This window comes from Paraburkholderia sp. MPAMCS5, from assembly GCF_036016995.1.
Taxonomy (GTDB): domain Bacteria; phylum Pseudomonadota; class Gammaproteobacteria; order Burkholderiales; family Burkholderiaceae; genus Paraburkholderia.
This window is the reverse complement of the sequence record NZ_JAYXBK010000003.1, coordinates 464178-480148: the sequence shown is the minus strand read 5'-3', so window position 1 is coordinate 480148 and position 15971 is coordinate 464178. Positions and strand designations below refer to the sequence as shown.

The following is a 15971-nucleotide window of genomic DNA, read 5'->3' as shown; positions in this document are numbered from 1 at the left end:
GTGGCCAGCGGAGCCGCCAGTTGAAACCGCTCATCGAAACTGCTCATCGAAACTGCACGTCCGACCGCACAGCGAACGTGGCGAAAGCGCCGGTTGCGTATCGCCCGGCGCTTTCATCTTCCCTCTTCCGGCGTCAGGCGTGCTTCGAGGCCTCGCGCTCCGCGGCTTCGATCGTGTTGACGAGCAGCATCGTGATGGTCATCGGGCCGACGCCGCCCGGCACCGGCGTAATGTAGCCGGCCACTTCCTTCACGCCCGCGAAATCGACGTCGCCGCACAGCTTGCCCGCTTCGTCGCGATTCATGCCGACGTCGATCACGGCCGCGCCCGGCTTCACCATGTCGGCGGTGAGAATGTTGCGCAGACCGGTGGCGGCGACCACGACGTCTGCGTTACGCGTGTGCGCGGCGAGCTCGCGCGTCTTGCTGTGGCAAATCGTGACGGTCGCGCCCGCTTCGAGCAGCAGCAGCGCCATCGGCTTGCCGACGATGTTCGAGCGGCCGATCACCACCGCGTTCGCGCCTTGCAACGCAATCTCATAAGCGGCCAGCATCTTCATCACGCCGTACGGCGTGCACGGGCGGAACAGCGGCTTGCCCGTCAGCAACGCGCCGGCATTGGCGACGTGAAAGCCGTCCACGTCCTTCTCCGGCGCGATCGCCTCGATCACCTTGTGACTGTCGATATGCGGCGGCAGCGGCAATTGCACCAGAATGCCGTGGATGAGCGGATCGCGATTGAGTTCGTCGATACGTTCCAGCAGTTCGGCTTCCGAGAGATCGGCGGGATAGCGGTCGAGCATCGAGCCGAGACCGTTGTCGTGACACGCCTTGACCTTGTTGCGCACATACACTTCGCTTGCGGGATTGTCGCCGACCAGCACGACGGCGAGGCCCGGTTGATGGCCGCGGGCGGTCAGGGCGGCAGCGCGTGCGGCGGCGTCGGCGCGCAGGGTCTTGGAAAGGGCGAGGCCGTCGATCAGTTTGGCAGTCATGGTCGGTCGAGAGGGGCAGTATGGAAAGCCGGGCAGCGTGCGGGCCGCGCATCATGGCGTTTTTCAGCGGGAACGAGTCGGCACATGAAAAGCGCGCGACGCGGTTCGGAGCTAGGCGCGGCTGCAAAGTCCGACATTATACCGGCGCGCGTGGCCAGGCTTAAGGCGCCCGAATGACCGATGCATCGGCTGAATCAAAGATCGTGAAAAGGAAGCGAGGGGCGAGCGGACTGAAGCAGATGAAAGGCCGGACTGGAGGGCCCGGCCGGCGCGGCCTTGTGAAGACGGCCGCTTCGGAAGTTGCCGAAGCGTGCCGCCGGTGCCGGATGTAATGCCGGATGTAGCTGACTGCGGCGGCAAACGGCGGCGGCAAACTGCGGCCGCCCGCTGCGGCCGCCTACTGAGCCGTTTGCGGCTTGTTGGACAGCGCGAGTCGCAACAGATCGGCGACCGTGTTGACGTTGAGCTTTTCCATGATGTTGGCGCGGTGCGCTTCGACCGTCTTGATGCTGATGCCGAGGTCGTCGGCAATCTGCTTGTTCAGACGGCCCGCGATGATGCGCTCCAGCACCTGATGCTCACGCGCGGTCAGCTTGCCAAGACGTTCGGCGGCGGCGCGCTGCTGCTGGACGCTCGTGCTTTCGCTGCGCGCCTTGTCGAGCATGCGCTCGACAAGCTTGCGCAGTTCGGCTTCGTCAAACGGCTTTTCGATAAAGTCCATCGCGCCTTTTTTCATCGTGGACACCGCCATCGGCACGTCGCCGTGGCCCGTCACGAAGATGATCGGCAGCGACGCATTGTCGGCGATCAGACGTTCCTGCAATTCCAGTCCGCTCATGCCGGACATCCGCACATCGAGAATCAGGCACGCGATCTGGCCCGGGTGCTGATGCGGCTGCCAGGCGTCGATGAACTGCTCGGCGCTGGAAAAGCACTGCACGCGGTACCCGTTCGCCTCCAGCAGCCAGCGCAGTGAATCTCGCACGGCCTCGTCGTCGTCGACGACAAAGACAGTTTCCTGTGTGGTGACTGGGCTGTTCATAGCTCTCCCGTAACGGTTTGTGGTGTCGGCGCCTCGGACCCGCCGTTGCTCGGGCCGTCAGGCTCTCCAATAGGCAGACTGCAATGGAACGTGGCGCCTGTGACGTGGCCGTCGGATTCGACATTGTTCACCACCCACAGACGCCCGCGGTGCGATTCGATAATCGAACGGCAAATGTTCAGCCCCATGCCCATGCCGTCGGACTTGGTGCTGTAAAACGGTTCGAACAGCCGCTCGGCTGTTGCTTCGTCGACGCCCGGACCCTGGTCGACGACGCTGATGCAGACAAAGCCGCTCTCCAGCCGCACGACCACGCGGATCACCGGATCGACGGCATTGGGCCGCGCTTCGGCCATGGCCTCGGCGCCGTTCTTCAGCAGGTTGACCAGCACCTGCTCGATCAGCACCGGATCGACGTAGATCACGGGCAGCCGCGAGCGCATGTCCGTGACGATGCGAATGCGCCGCTTGCGCGCCTCGATCTCGGCGAGACCCACCGCGTCCGCGACGATGTCCGCGACGCGCGTGGCCTGGCGCTTCGGCTCGCTGCGTTTCACGAACTCGCGAATGCGCTTGATGATCATGCCGGCGCGCACCGCCTGTTGCGCGGTTTTTTCGAGCACGGGCAGCAGGTTATCAGGCGTCGTCCGACCGGATTTAACCAGCGCGACGGTTCCCGAGCAATAGTTATTGATCGCGGCGAGCGGCTGATTCAGTTCGTGCGCGAGCGACGATGCCATTTCGCCCATGGTCATCAGGCGGCTCGTGAATTGCAGCTTTTCGTCCTGCTGGCGCGACAGCTCCTGCGCCTGCTTGCGGGTGGTGATGTCGGTCGCGATCTGCATCTGCGCGAGGTGGCCGTCTACCCACTGTATGTACTGACGCCTGACTTCAAACCATTTCTGGATGCTTTGCACGTAGATTTCCTGCGCGTCCGCCGTGCTCTCGGTCAAGGCGGCGGCGGGGAGACCCGCGTAGGTGTCCACCATATCGATCGAATCCGACGACGCCTGTGCGCTATCGAACCCGCCGCCCGCCAATTCCAGATGGCCGTCCGGACGAATCCCGAACAGATGGCGGTAATAGCGGTTGGCGAACAGCAGCTCGGCTTCGTCGGCGGCCAGGACGGAGACCGCGGCGTCGAGACTTTCGAGCACGGTCGTGAAGCGCTCGTGCGCGGCGGCGAGTTCCTCGCGTGCGCGCTTCGGCTCGGTGATGTCGGTCATCGACGACATCCAGCCGGTCTGGCGCCCCGAGCTGTCGATCAGCGGCGACACGTAAAGGCGCGCGTGGAACGTGGAGCTGTCCTTGCGGCGCACGCGCAATTCGAAGCCGGACGAGGGCGCCTTGCCGCGCAGCGTCATGTCGAGCTGGCGCTGCATTTCCGGATAGGCGTCGCGCGGCCAGTAGGCGAACGGCGCGATCTTGCCGACGAGATCGCTTTCGTCCCAGCCGGTCATGCGGCAAAAGGCCGGATTGACGTGCGTGATGCGGCCGTGCATGTCCAGCACGCGCATGCCGATCAGCACGGAGTTTTCCATCGCGCGGCGGAAGAATGCTTCGGCGTACAGCGCCTGCTGCGCCTCGAAGCGCTGGCGCGTGTGTTTCCACAGGCTCCACAGACTCCACAGCACGAAACACGACAGCCCGGCGACCAGCCACACGAGCGTGTTGTTCGTGAAGTTGGTCATTTGCGGGAACGCGTAGACGCGCACCGACACGCCCTGGCCCGGCGGATCGAGCGGCAGGTCGTAGAACATGTCGCGCGGCAGGCGCGGGCGGGTCGACGTGGTGGTCAACTCGCGGTTGTTCGCGTCGATGATCGAAATCTTGTACTTGGCCGACAGCTCGGGCGGGATGTCGTGCTTCAGGATGCCTTCCACCGAGAACACGGCGGCGATCGAGCCGAGAAACTCGCGGTCGCGATAGACGGGCGTCTGCAACGTGATGTAACCGTTGCCGAGGTCGTCGTAAATGAGCGGCGAATAGACCTGGCGGCGCGTGCTGCGCGCCTCGTTGAAGGCGGCTTTGACCGCTTCGTCCATTTGCGAGTCGTTCGGTCTGGCAAGGCGCTGGCCGAACACGGGCAGCGCGGTATTGGGCCAGCGCGGCTGTTGCTGGCTCGTGTACCAGTTCATGTAGAGGATCTCGGGATGCCCCTGCATGATGTCCGTGGTGGACACCTGGAACGAATGCGGATCGGCGTGGCCGGCGGCGAGGTCGCGCGCAAGCGCCTGGATCTGTTCCTGCGCGCCGGTCATGGACAGGCGGATCTGCTGCTGCGCCCAGGCGACGTTGCGGTAAAGCGTATCTTCCTGTTGTTGCTGCTCGCGCCGGTTCAGGCTCCACAAAATGAGGCTCATGACGACCAGGAATACCAGGATCGACAGGAGGGGCGTGAGCAGATAGGAATTGGACCACCATGGTCCATGGTGCCAGCGGGAGGACGGCGTCGCATCCGCCGGCGAACCAGCGGTGCGCGCCGATCGAGCGAAAAGCCGTTCGGTCAACATGCGTGGCATTGTAGCGCAGCGCGTCCCTGGCAAATGGCGCAAAAAATCGCGGAAAGTGCCGTTAATCGGCGCACACTAGCCGACGTATCCCGCAAATGGCAGTCAAATCAGGTTGCGCCGCAACAATTTTTCGCATTATGAGAATCAATCTCGTAATTCGAAAATTTTGTTGCGCGGACGTCGGGACCCTTATTACAATCGGCCGAAGCTGCCGCGGCCGTGCTTCGTCCGCGTCGTCTGTTCTCAGAGCGTTCCTCTATATCCAGGAGACGAGCATGTCCGCTGTACCCGACGAAGTCATGAAATATGTCGCCGCCGAAAAAGACGACGATCCCCAGGAAACCGGCGAGTGGCTTGAAGCGCTGGATGGCGTGATTTCTGCTGTTGGCCCCGACCGTGCCCACTACCTGATCGAAAAGCAGATCGAATTTGCCCGCGTGCACGGCGAACATCTGCCGTTCTCGGCCAACACCCCGTACATCAACACGATCCCGGTCGCTCGCCAGGCGAAAATCCCCGGTGATCAGGACATCGAACACCGTATCCGCTCGTACACGCGCTGGAACGCCATTGCCATGGTGCTGCGCGCCGGCAAGGAAACCAACGTGGGCGGCCACATCGCGTCGTTCGCTTCGGCGGCCACGCTGTATGACGTCGGCTTCAACCATTTCTGGCATGCGCCGTCGCCCGAACATGGCGGCGACCTCGTGTTCGTGCAGGGCCACTCGTCACCGGGTGTCTACTCGCGCGCGTTCCTGCTCGGCCGTCTGACCGAACAACAGCTCGACAACTTCCGCCAGGAAGTGGGCGGCGAGGGCATTTCGTCGTATCCGCATCCGTGGCTGATGCCGGATTTCTGGCAGTTCCCGACCGTGTCGATGGGTCTCGGCCCGATCATGGCGATCTATCAGGCGCGCTTCATGAAGTATCTGCAAGCGCGCGGCATCGCGAAGACCGACGGCCGCAAGGTCTGGGCCTTCCTCGGCGACGGCGAGACGGACGAGCCGGAATCGCTCGGCGCGATCGGCATGGCCGGCCGCGAGCGGCTCGACAACCTCGTGTTCGTGATCAACTGCAACTTGCAGCGCCTCGACGGTCCGGTGCGCGGTAACGGCAAGATCATTCAGGAACTCGAAAGCGAATTCCGCGGCGCGGGCTGGAACGTCATCAAGGTCGTGTGGGGCAGCCGCTGGGATGCGCTGTTCCAGCGCGACAAGTCGGGCGCGCTGATGCGCCGCATGATGGAAGTCGTCGACGGCGAGTACCAGACGTACAAATCGGAATCGGGCGCGTTCGTTCGCGAGCACTTCTTCAACACGCCGGAACTGAAGGCGCTGGTCGCCGACTGGTCGGATGAAGACGTGTGGAACCTGAACCGCGGCGGCCACGATCCGCACAAGATCTACGCCGCGTTCAAGGAAGCGACGCAGTCCAAGGGCCAGCCGACCGTCATCCTCGCGAAGACGATCAAGGGCTACGGCATGGGCGAAGCCGGCCAGGCCATGAACATCACCCACCAGCAGAAGAAGATGCAGGTGGAGCAGCTCAAGAAATTCCGCGATCAGTTCCGTCTGCCGATCTCCGACGAAGATCTCGTCGACGTGCCGTACCTCAAGTTCGAAGAAGGTTCGAAGGAACTCGAGTACATGCGCGCCCGCCGCCAGGACCTCGGCGGTTATCTGCCGGCGCGCCGCCAGAAGGCCGAGTCGCTGCCGGTGCCGGAGCTGTCGGCATTCGAGCCGCTGCTCAAGGGCACGGGCGAAGGCCGCGAAATCTCCACGACCATGGCGTTCGTGCGGATTCTCAACATCCTGCTGAAGGACAAGGCGCTCGGCAAACGCGTGGTGCCGATCGTGCCGGACGAGTCGCGCACGTTCGGGATGGAAGGCCTCTTCCGTCAGATCGGTATCTGGAATCAGGACGGCCAGAAGTACATTCCGGAAGATTCCGATCAGCTGATGTTCTACCGTGAGTCGGAAACCGGTCAGATTCTGCAGGAAGGCATCAACGAAGCCGGCGGCATGTCGGACTGGATCGCGGCCGCGACGTCGTACTCGACGCACGGCGAGATCATGATCCCGTTCTACATCTTCTACTCGATGTTCGGCTTCCAGCGCATCGGCGACCTCGCATGGGCGGCGGGCGACATGCGCTCGCGCGGCTTCCTGCTGGGCGGCACCGCAGGCCGCACGACGCTGAACGGCGAAGGTCTGCAACACGAAGACGGCCACTCGCTGCTGTGGGCCGCCTCGGTGCCCAACTGCATCAGCTACGACCCGACGTTCGGCTACGAACTCGCGGTCATCATGCAGGACGGCCTGCGCCGCATGGTCGCGGACCAGGAAGACGTGTACTACTACGTCACGGTGATGAACGAGAACTACGAGCACCCGGCAATTCCGCAGGGCGAGAGCGTGGCGGCCGACATCATCAAGGGCATGTACGCGTTCCGCAAGGCCGACGCGGACAAGAAGGCGCCGCGCGTGCAACTGATGGGCGCGGGCACGATCTTCAACGAAGTGATCGCCGCCGCCGAGCTGCTGAAGAACGACTGGGGCGTCGCCGCCGACCTGTGGAGCGTGCCGAGCTTCACCGAACTCGCGCGCGAAGGCCACGAAGTCCAGCGCTGGAACCTGCTGCATCCGACGGAAGAAAAGAAGCTCTCGCACGTCGAGAAGCTGCTGAAGGACGCGCAAGGTCCGGTCATCGCATCCACCGACTACGTACGCGCGCTGACTGAGCAGATCCGCGCGTTCGTGCCGCAGAAGTTCGTCGTGCTGGGCACGGACGGCTACGGCCGTTCGGACACGCGTGAAAAGCTGCGCCACTTCTTCGAAGTCGACCGCTACTGGGTCACGGTTGCCGCGCTGAATGCGCTGGCTGACGAAGGCACGATCGAACGCAAGGTGGTCGCCGAGGCGCTCAAGAAGTACAACCTCGATCCCGCCAAACCCAACCCGATGACCGTCTAAGGCATCATTCCCCGTGTGCCACGGCGTGCGCGCCTGCTCCTGATCTTCAGGGGCAGGCCGCGTGCGCGGCCCAGGAGACACTAACAATGAGTCAAGCGATCGAAGTCAAGGTGCCGGACATCGGCGATTACAAGGACATTCCTGTGATCGAGGTGCTGGTCAAGGCGGGTGACACCGTCGAAAAAGAGCAATCGCTCGTTACGCTGGAATCCGACAAGGCGACCATGGACGTGCCGAGTTCGGCTGCCGGCGTCGTCAAGGAAGTGAAGGTCAAGGTCGGCGACAACGTATCGGAAGGTTCGCTGATCGTCGTGCTGGACGGCGCAGCAGGCGGCGCGGCTGCGCCCGCTCCCGCGCCTGCCGCTGCACCGGCGCCCGCTCCGGCGGCGGCGCCCGCGCCCGCTCCGGCGGCGAGCGGCGGCGGTCTGCAGGAAGTCAAGGTGCCGGATATCGGCGATTACAAAGACATTCCCGTGATCGAAGTCGCGGTGAAGGTCGGCGATCGCGTCGAGAAAGAGCAGTCGCTCGTGACCCTCGAGTCCGACAAGGCGACCATGGACGTGCCGAGTTCGGCCGCCGGCGTCGTCAAGGAACTGAAGGTCAAGGTCGGCGATACCGTGTCGGAAGGCTCGGTGATTGTCGTCGTGGAAGCCGAAGGCGGCGCGGCAGCGCCGGCGCCGGCTCCCGCCGCGAAACACGAAACCGAGAAGCCTTCGGATGCGCCGGCCTCGCCGTCGCCCGCACCGGCCTCGCCGTCGGCGCTCGCGCAGGCGCCTCTGATTCCGGCAGGCGAGGGCGGCACGCGCCGCATCAGCCACGCTTCGCCGTCGGTGCGCAAGTTCGCGCGCGAACTGGGCGTCGACGTGACGCAGGTTCAGGGCACGGGTCCGAAGGGCCGCATCACGCAAGCCGACGTGACCGCGTTCATCAAGGGCGTCATGACCGGTCAGCGCGCTGCGCCCGCCGGTGCGGCGCCCGCGGCGGCTGGCGGCGGCGAGCTGAATTTGCTGCCGTGGCCGAAGGTCGACTTCACGAAGTTCGGTCCGATCGATCCGAAGCCGCTGTCGCGCATCAAGAAGATTTCGGGCGCGAACCTGCACCGCAACTGGGTCATGATTCCGCACGTCACGAACAACGACGAAGCGGACATCACCGAACTCGAAGCGCTACGCGTGCAGTTGAACAAGGAAAACGAAAAGGCCGGCGTGAAGATCACGATGCTGGCGTTCGTGATCAAGGCCGTGGTGTCGGCGCTGAAGAAATTCCCGACGTTCAACGCGAGCCTCGACGGCGACAACCTCGTGTTCAAGCAGTATTACCACGTGGGCTTTGCCGCCGACACGCCGAACGGTCTGGTCGTCCCGGTGATTCGCGACGCGGACAAGAAGGGTCTCGTCGAGATCGCGAAGGAAATGACCGATCTGTCGAAGGCCGCGCGCGAAGGCAAGCTGAAACCGGATCAGATGCAAGGCGGCTGCTTCTCGATTTCGTCGCTGGGCGGCATTGGCGGCACGAACTTCACGCCGATCATCAATGCACCCGAAGTCGCGATTCTCGGTTTGTCGCGCGGCGCGATGAAGCCGGTGTGGGACGGCAAGCAGTTCGTGCCGCGTCTCACGCTGCCGCTGTCGCTGTCTTACGACCACCGCGTGATCGATGGAGCCGAGGCGGCGCGCTTCAATGCGTATCTCGGGTCGATTCTTGCCGATTTCCGGCGTGTGATTCTTTGATGTGATGTTGCGCGGGGCGCTGTGTTTTTTGTCGGTGATCCGCGCGCGTCTGTACCTGCTTTCTTTTCGGTCTATTAGCGCTGTCCCTGTGCGGGGCGGCACCTGCTTTTCTTTGCCTTGCCAAAGAAAAGCAGGCAAAAGAAAGGCGCGTCCTTCGGCGGACGGCAAAAAATGAACCTGTCCGCCGTGCTGCCAGCTTTTCTGGGTCGAAAGTTCCAGGTCTTGCTCATCACGATCAACAAGAGAAGGGGACACTATGAGTCTCGTCGAAGTAAAAGTGCCGGATATCGGCGACTTCAAGGACGTCGATGTCATCGAAGTCAATATCAAGCCGGGCGATACGATCGAAAAAGAGCAGTCGCTGCTGACGCTCGAATCGGATAAGGCCTCGATGGAAGTACCGAGCGACACGGCCGGCACCGTCAAGGAGGTCCGCGTCAAGGCCGGCGAGAAAGTTTCGCAAGGCACGGTGATCGCGCTCGTCGAAACGTCGGGCGAAGCCGCGCCGGCGAAGGAAGCACCGAAGGCCGCAGCCAAAGAGCCGGAAAAAGCACCGGCGCAAGCCGCTGCTGCGGCCGCGCCCAAGGCCGCCGCGCCGGCGCCGCAAGCCGGCAGCTTCTCGGGCAGCGCCGACATCGAATGCGACATGCTCGTGCTGGGTTCGGGCCCGGGCGGCTATTCCGCCGCGTTCCGTTCGGCCGACCTCGGCATGAAGACCGTGCTCGTCGAGCGTTATTCCACGCTGGGCGGCGTGTGTCTGAACGTCGGCTGTATTCCGTCGAAGGCGCTGTTGCACACGGCGCTCGTGATCGACGAAGCGGCCGAACTTGCCTCGCACGGCATCTCGTTCGGCAAGCCGCAGATCGATCTCGACAAGCTGCGCGATTTCAAGTCGGGCGTCGTCAAGAAGCTGACGGGCGGTCTCGCCGGCATGGCGAAAGCGCGCAAGGTCGAAGTGGTGACGGGCACCGGCGCATTCGTCGATCCGAACCACATGGAAGTGCAGACCGAAGGTGGCAAGAAAGTCGTCAAGTTCAAGCAGGCGATCATCGCCGCGGGTTCGGAGGCGGTGAAGCTGCCGTTCATTCCGGAAGATCCGCGTGTGGTCGATTCGACCGGCGCACTCGAACTGCGTCAGATTCCGCAGCGCATGCTGGTGATCGGCGGCGGCATTATCGGTCTGGAAATGGCGACGGTGTACGCCACGCTCGGCGCGCAGATCGACGTCGTGGAAATGCTCGACGGCCTGATGGCCGGCGCGGACCGCGATCTGGTCAAGGTCTGGGAGAAGTACAACAGCAAGCGTTTCGCGAACGTCATGCTGAAGACCAAAACCACGGCGGCCGAGGCGAAAGACGACGGCATTTACGTGTCGTTCGAGGGCGAGAAGGCGCCGGCCGAAGCGCAGCGCTACGACCTCGTGCTGGTGGCGGTCGGCCGTGCGCCGAACGGCAAGCGGATCAGCGCGGACAAGGCCGGCGTGGCGGTGACGGAGCGCGGCTTTATCGAAGTCGACAAGCAGCAGCGCACGAACGTGCCGCATATCTTCGCAATCGGCGATATCGTCGGTCAGCCGATGCTCGCGCACAAGGCTGTGCACGAAGGTCACGTTGCGGCCGAAGCGGCTCACGGCGAGAAAGCGTATTTCGACGCGATCCAGATTCCGTCGGTGGCTTACACCGATCCGGAAGTGGCGTGGGCCGGCAAGACGGAAGACCAGTTGAAGGCCGAAGGCATCAAGTACGGCAAAGCGGTATTCCCGTGGGCCGCTTCGGGCCGCGCGATCGCCAACGGCCGCGACGAAGGCTTCACGAAGCTGCTGTTCGACGAGGAAACGCATCGCGTGATCGGCGGCGGGATTGTCGGGCTGAATGCAGGCGATCTGATCAGCGAAGTGTGTCTCGCGGTCGAGATGGGTGCGGACGCAACGGATATCGGCAAGACGATTCACCCGCATCCGACGCTCGGCGAATCCATCGGCATGGCCGCCGAGTTGTACGAAGGCGTGTGTACCGATCTGCCGCCGCAGAAAAAGAAGTAACGCGTCGAGTTCATCCGCTTTCGTGCAGATGAGCCCGGCGAAAAAAACGGCGCGCCCTTTGCGGGGCGCGCCGTTTTTATTTGAGGTGCCGGCGTGGACTGAAACATGCGGCCACGCGCCGCGCAAAAAAATCCCGGCGCTTCGCCGGGCAAACGATACGCCATTCAACGTATCGGAGCGTTCGGCCAATTAGAACCGTGTGAGCGGCAACGGCACGACGCTGTTGCTGACAGCAACGCCGGCGCAGCGGTTGAGCTGGGCCGGCGCAATTGATGCCTGCGAGCGAGGCTCGAAGCGAGCGGGTTTGAAACCTGGCTGAAACTTAGGCCGGCTTCTTGGCCGAGCGCGATGCTTGCGCAGCGGCTTGCGAGGCTGCCTTCGACGCGGCCGTGGCGGCTGCGTTGAAGTTGCTTTCCGCGATTTCGACAGCTTGCTTGGTTGCCTTGTGAACCGTTTCGTACGTGGTGTTGGCGGCGGTGATGGCCGACTTGATCACGGCGACGGCGGTTTCCGAACCGGCCGGTGCATTCTTCGCGACGTTTTCGACGAGCGATTGCACCTTGCGGTTTTGCTCTTCGAATTGGGCTTCGGCGACGCGGGCGAATTCGCCTTGGGTTGCCGAGACGATTTCGTACACGTGACGGCCATACGACAGCGCCTTCTCAGCGACCGGCTGAGCGAGGCTTGCTTGCAGGGCCAGCAACTCTTGCGCGTCTTTCACCGACAGCGCGCGTTGGGCATTTTCCTGGCTTTCCGCGAGCGTGGATTTCACGACTTGCAGGTTCAGCTCGACCAGCTTTTCCACGCCTTCGAATGCCTTGGTCGTCAGGCCGAACAGCGTTTCAAAGTTGGCTTTCTGGGCTGCAGCGAATTGCTCGGGGGTCAGCAAAGTCATGGTTTACGCTCCTGGAGTGCGGCCGATCTGTGTGGGCCGCATTGGGTAATGGCGAGACGCACAATTTCGTCTGCCCGGACCGCGATGTATTGTGCATCGCAGCAATGGGTTCTATTTTAGGATGACGCCAACGAATGTCAAGCGGTTTTTGTGCATCGCACAATGTTAAGAAACCACTTATAAAACAATACGTTATGCGGTTGGCATGACAGACGAATGACGCAGGTCAATTTGACCGTTGCACCGGGATAGCGCGTGAGCGAAGCGGTATTTTGTGCCGTTTTCAAGGCATTTTTGAGGCACGAAAGTGCGCCGCAAAAACCACCGGGGTGTCTATTTAACAAAAGCTCGCCAAAGAAGCGAATTGATGTAAACCATAAAGTGTCACGGAACGTTAATCGTTGATGCCGGTCGAAAGCGCGTCTGCGGTTTCGCAGCAGGCATTTAACACCGGGCGCTGTGCGCGGGGTTGGCGGCAAAGCGTCCGCGGCGCAAAGACTTCTGTCGGCGCCACGACCGTGTTTCCCCTCATCAAGATTGTCTCGATATTGCCGTTATGCTGAAGGGATCACCCCTTTCGGGCGTGACGGCGGCGACGAGTCGGAACGCCTGGCGATCGTTTTTTTCGATCAAGGCGCGGCACTTATTCGTGTTTTTGCGATCGGAGCTTACAAGCCGGTTTAAGGAGCGCCCATAAGTGCTTCAAATTGCTAAATTTTCGTTGTTTTACTACACTTGCGGAAACTCACGCCGCTCCCTACAGAACACCCATGAAAACCGACATGTTTTCGTCGCTGAAAGTGATGCACGGCGCGGCGCGTAGCACCGCTCTGTCGGTGGCCGCCTCCATGGTCATCGCGGCGGCGTTTGCCACGCCTGTCAGCACTTTCGCCGCCACGCCCGCGGCACCCGCAAAAACTTCGAAGCACGCCAAGGCCGTCAAGAAGCCGGCAGCCGCCACCGCCAAGGTGTCGGCCAAGGCATCGAAAGCCGAGAAGGGCGCCGCCGTCAAGGCAGCCGCCGACGACGAAGCGCCGCGCGCGAGCGTCAAGCGCAAACGCGTGACTTATACGTCGAACGGCCGTCACCACTCGGTGATGCGCCGTGTTGCGTATGAGCCGCGTCAGCCGAGCGTCGGCCAGGCATTCGGCCTGCACGAAACGCCGGACGCGCTGATGCTGCGCTCGAGCGTCGCCTACGTTGTCGATCAGAACACTGGCGAGCCGCTCTTTGACAAGAATTCGCGCGCCGTGGTGCCGATCGCGTCGATCACCAAGCTGATGACTTCCATGGTCGTGCTGGATTCGAAAGAGCCCATGACCGATCAGATCGAAGTCACGGACGAAGACCGCGATTACGAGAAAAATACGGGCTCGCGTTTGTCGGTCGGCTCGGTGCTCTCGCGTGAAGACATGCTGCACATCGCGCTGATGGCGTCGGAAAACCGCGCCGCTGCGGCGCTCTCGCGCTACTATCCGGGCGGCCGCCCGGCGTTCCTCGCAGCCATGAACGCCAAGGCGAAGCAACTCGGCATGACGGACACGCACTTCGAAAACCCCACGGGTTTGACGAGCCAGAACGTGTCGAGCGCGCGCGATCTCGTGAAGATGGTCAACGCGGCGTATCAATATCCGATGATCCGCAAGTTCTCCACCGATCATAGCTACGAGGTCTACACGGGCAAGCGCACGCTGGCTTATAACAGCACGAACGCGCTGGTGCGTAATCCGACGTGGGACATCGGCCTGCAGAAGACTGGCTTCATCAACGAAGCGGGCGAGTGCCTCGTCATGCAGGCCACGATTCATGGCCGGCCGATGGTGCTGGTGCTGCTGGATTCGTCGGGCAAATACTCCCGTTTTGCGGACGCTACGCGTCTGCGCACGTGGCTCGACAACGGCGGCGACCAGGCGCGCATTACGAGCGCCGATGCGGGCGGGCCGGGTACCTGAGCGCTTGCGCCCGCGTTTTTTCCGCGGCCGGTTTCCGAACCCGCCGCTCCAAACAAAAAGCCCCGCGCTCTTGCGGGGCTTTTTTCATGCCGCGACGCGCAGCTTCCGGCTCACGCGTGCGAGTTCGAATGATGATGGCCGCGATCTTGCGACGCTGGCGGCCGATATCCTAGCGCTTCGGAAATCATGAGCGCCGTCTGGCTGAGTTGCCCGAGCCACGAATCCTGCAAGCGATCGGCCGGCGCCGACAGCGACAGACCCGCGACCAGCTTGCCGGTGTCGTCGTAAATGCCGGCGGCGATGCAGCGCACGCCCAGTTCGAGTTCTTCGTTGTCGCGCGCGCAGGCCTGCTGACGCACGTGGGACAGTTCGCGCTCGAGCTTGGCGAGGTCGGTGATGCTGTTTTGCGTGTGGCCGGACAAGCCGGTGCGCGTGGCGTAGGCGCGCACGCGCGTGGATTCGTCGGCGGCGAGAAAGAGCTTGCCGACCGACGTGAGATGCAGCGGCGCTCGCCCGCCGATAGCCCGAACCACCTGCATGCCCGAACGCTCGGAGTAAGCGCGTTCGATATACACGATTTCGTCGCCCTGACGGACCGAGAGATTCACCGTCTGTCCGGTCTGCCGATGCAGTTCCCGCATGGGCGTGAGCGCGGCGTCGCGCACCGACAGGCGCGCCTTCACCAGATTGCCGAGTTCTAGCAGGCGCATGCCGAGCCGGTACGTGCCGGGATCGGACCGGTCGACGAGGCGGCACATCACCATGTCGTTCAGGATGCGGTGCGCGGTGGACGGATGGAGCTCCGTGCGAAGGGCGAGTTCTTTCAGGCTGACCGGGTCGCTGTGCTCAGCGAGGGCGTCGAGCAAGCGCATCATGCGTTCGATCACTTGGATCGAGGTCTTGGAATCCGGGTTCGTATCGCTCATGTGAGGAATCTATTGACGCGTCAATCAGCGGAAAATTGATTGTATCTCGTATCGTGAAAAAAGCGAACGCGCCTGGAAGGGCCCTTCGAATTCGACTGGCGTTCGTCCTATGCCTTCCGGGCGTTGGTATTGTGCGCCAAACAGCGGATAATCAGGGACGTTTTCCCGGAGGAGGGCTCATGCGAGTCGGATTGTTCGTCACCTGCCTGATCGACCTGATGCGGCCTGAAATTGGTTTTTCGGTCATCAAGCTGCTGGAAGGCGCGGGCTTCGAAGTGGTGGTTCCTCCGGCGCAAACGTGCTGCGGACAGCCCGCCTACAACTCGGGCGAGCGGCGCATCGCCCGCGATCTCGCCGAAAAAACCCTGCGCGAGTTCGAACAGTTCGATTACGTCGTGGTGCCGTCGGGCTCGTGCGGCGGCATGATCCGCGCGCACTACGGCGATCTCTTCGCCGACGACCCCGAACTGATGAACCGCTTCGGCCGGTTGCGCGGCAAGGTCTTCGAGTTGACCGATTTCCTCGTCAATGTTGCCAAGGTGCAATTGCAGCCGGGCGAGTTCTCGGGCCAGGTCACCTATCACGACTCCTGCTCCGGCTTGCGCGAGCTTGGCGTCAAGGCGCAGCCGCGCGAGCTGCTCGCGCAAATAGGCGTGGCGGTGACCGAGATGAAGGACTGCGAGCACTGCTGCGGCTTTGGCGGCACGTTCGCGGTCAAGTACGGGAACATTTCCACCGCGATCGTCGACGAAAAATGCGCGAATATTCGTGCGAGCGGCGCGGATGCGGTCGTGCTCGGCGACCTCGGCTGCATGCTCAATATCGAAGGGCGTTTGCGGCGTACCGGCGACGCCACCACGCGCGTGCTGCACATCGCGCAAGTGCTGGCCGGAGACGTGTGAGGAT

Annotated in this window: 10 protein-coding genes; 5 read left to right on the top strand and 5 right to left on the bottom strand. The window is 62.7% G+C overall.

All coding sequences use genetic code 11. The annotated features are described in order from the left end of the window. Window positions 1-133: 133 nt before the first annotated feature. The 3 genes from folD to fixL form a co-directional block, all read right to left on the bottom strand. Window positions 134-994 carry a bifunctional methylenetetrahydrofolate dehydrogenase/methenyltetrahydrofolate cyclohydrolase FolD gene (gene folD, locus VOM14_RS09690; RefSeq protein ID WP_327628479.1) on the bottom strand — a complete coding sequence of 287 codons (861 nt, stop codon included), beginning with the start codon at window positions 992-994 and terminating at the stop codon, window positions 134-136. 397 nt (window positions 995-1391) lie between these two features. Then, entirely contained in the window at window positions 1392-2036 is a 645-nt protein-coding gene (gene fixJ / locus VOM14_RS09685) for an oxygen response regulator transcription factor FixJ (protein WP_062129599.1), read from the bottom strand. After that, on the bottom strand, window positions 2033-4549 hold the full coding sequence (gene fixL / locus VOM14_RS09680; protein WP_327628478.1) for an oxygen sensor histidine kinase FixL: 2517 nt from the start codon (window positions 4547-4549) through the stop codon (window positions 2033-2035). Before fixL ends, fixJ begins: the two co-directional genes overlap by 4 nt. 275 nt (window positions 4550-4824) lie before the next feature. Between fixL and aceE the strand changes: the two genes are divergently transcribed. The 3 genes from aceE to lpdA all read left to right on the top strand — a co-directional run bounded on the left by aceE (window position 4825) and on the right by lpdA (window position 11292). After that, the gene (aceE, locus tag VOM14_RS09675) at window positions 4825-7521 is read left to right on the top strand and encodes a pyruvate dehydrogenase (acetyl-transferring), homodimeric type (protein WP_327628477.1); all 2697 of its coding nucleotides are present in this window, start codon (window positions 4825-4827) and stop codon (window positions 7519-7521) included. An 86-nt stretch (window positions 7522-7607) separates the two neighbouring features. After that, window positions 7608-9251: a dihydrolipoyllysine-residue acetyltransferase gene (aceF, locus tag VOM14_RS09670; protein WP_327628476.1), complete on the top strand. Its 1644-nt coding sequence runs from the start codon at window positions 7608-7610 to the stop codon at window positions 9249-9251. Window positions 9252-9507: 256 nt separating this feature from the next. Beyond that, window positions 9508-11292, top strand: a complete 1785-nt coding sequence (gene lpdA, locus VOM14_RS09665) for a dihydrolipoyl dehydrogenase (RefSeq protein WP_327628475.1) — start codon at window positions 9508-9510, stop codon at window positions 11290-11292. 322 nt (window positions 11293-11614) lie between these two features. Here lpdA and VOM14_RS09660 read toward each other — a convergent pair whose 3' ends face one another. Further along, window positions 11615-12187: a phasin family protein gene (locus tag VOM14_RS09660; RefSeq protein WP_128589476.1), complete on the bottom strand. Its 573-nt coding sequence runs from the start codon at window positions 12185-12187 to the stop codon at window positions 11615-11617. Window positions 12188-12957: 770 nt separating this feature from the next. On the opposite strand from VOM14_RS09660, the gene pbpG reads away from it, so the two are divergent. After that, window positions 12958-14139 carry a D-alanyl-D-alanine endopeptidase gene (gene pbpG / locus VOM14_RS09655; RefSeq protein WP_327628474.1) on the top strand — a complete coding sequence of 394 codons (1182 nt, stop codon included), beginning with the start codon at window positions 12958-12960 and terminating at the stop codon, window positions 14137-14139. A 110-nt stretch (window positions 14140-14249) separates the two neighbouring features. Here the strand turns inward: pbpG and VOM14_RS09650 are convergent, their stop codons facing one another. Continuing rightward, window positions 14250-15065, bottom strand: a complete 816-nt coding sequence (locus VOM14_RS09650; RefSeq protein WP_327628473.1) for an IclR family transcriptional regulator — start codon at window positions 15063-15065, stop codon at window positions 14250-14252. Between the two features lie 179 nt (window positions 15066-15244). On the opposite strand from VOM14_RS09650, the gene VOM14_RS09645 reads away from it, so the two are divergent. Beyond that, window positions 15245-15967 carry a (Fe-S)-binding protein gene (locus tag VOM14_RS09645; RefSeq protein ID WP_327628472.1) on the top strand — a complete coding sequence of 241 codons (723 nt, stop codon included), beginning with the start codon at window positions 15245-15247 and terminating at the stop codon, window positions 15965-15967. Window positions 15968-15971 lie beyond the last annotated feature (4 nt).

Bases quoted from the DNA above. Each gene is read 5' to 3' on its own strand.
- lpdA (WP_327628475.1), top strand. From the start codon at position 9,508: ATGAGTCTCGTCGAAGTAAAAGTGCCGGATATCGGCGACTTCAAGGAC.
- aceF (WP_327628476.1), top strand. From the start codon at position 7,608: ATGAGTCAAGCGATCGAAGTCAAGGTGCCGGACATCGGCGATTACAAG.
- folD (WP_327628479.1), bottom strand. From the start codon at position 994: ATGACTGCCAAACTGATCGACGGCCTCGCCCTTTCCAAGACCCTGCGC.
- pbpG (WP_327628474.1), top strand. From the start codon at position 12,958: ATGAAAACCGACATGTTTTCGTCGCTGAAAGTGATGCACGGCGCGGCG.
- aceE (WP_327628477.1), top strand. From the start codon at position 4,825: ATGTCCGCTGTACCCGACGAAGTCATGAAATATGTCGCCGCCGAAAAA.
- VOM14_RS09645 (WP_327628472.1), top strand. From the start codon at position 15,245: ATGCGAGTCGGATTGTTCGTCACCTGCCTGATCGACCTGATGCGGCCT.
- VOM14_RS09660 (WP_128589476.1), bottom strand. From the start codon at position 12,187: ATGACTTTGCTGACCCCCGAGCAATTCGCTGCAGCCCAGAAAGCCAAC.
- fixJ (WP_062129599.1), bottom strand. From the start codon at position 2,036: ATGAACAGCCCAGTCACCACACAGGAAACTGTCTTTGTCGTCGACGAC.
- fixL (WP_327628478.1), bottom strand. From the start codon at position 4,549: ATGTTGACCGAACGGCTTTTCGCTCGATCGGCGCGCACCGCTGGTTCG.
- VOM14_RS09650 (WP_327628473.1), bottom strand. From the start codon at position 15,065: ATGAGCGATACGAACCCGGATTCCAAGACCTCGATCCAAGTGATCGAA.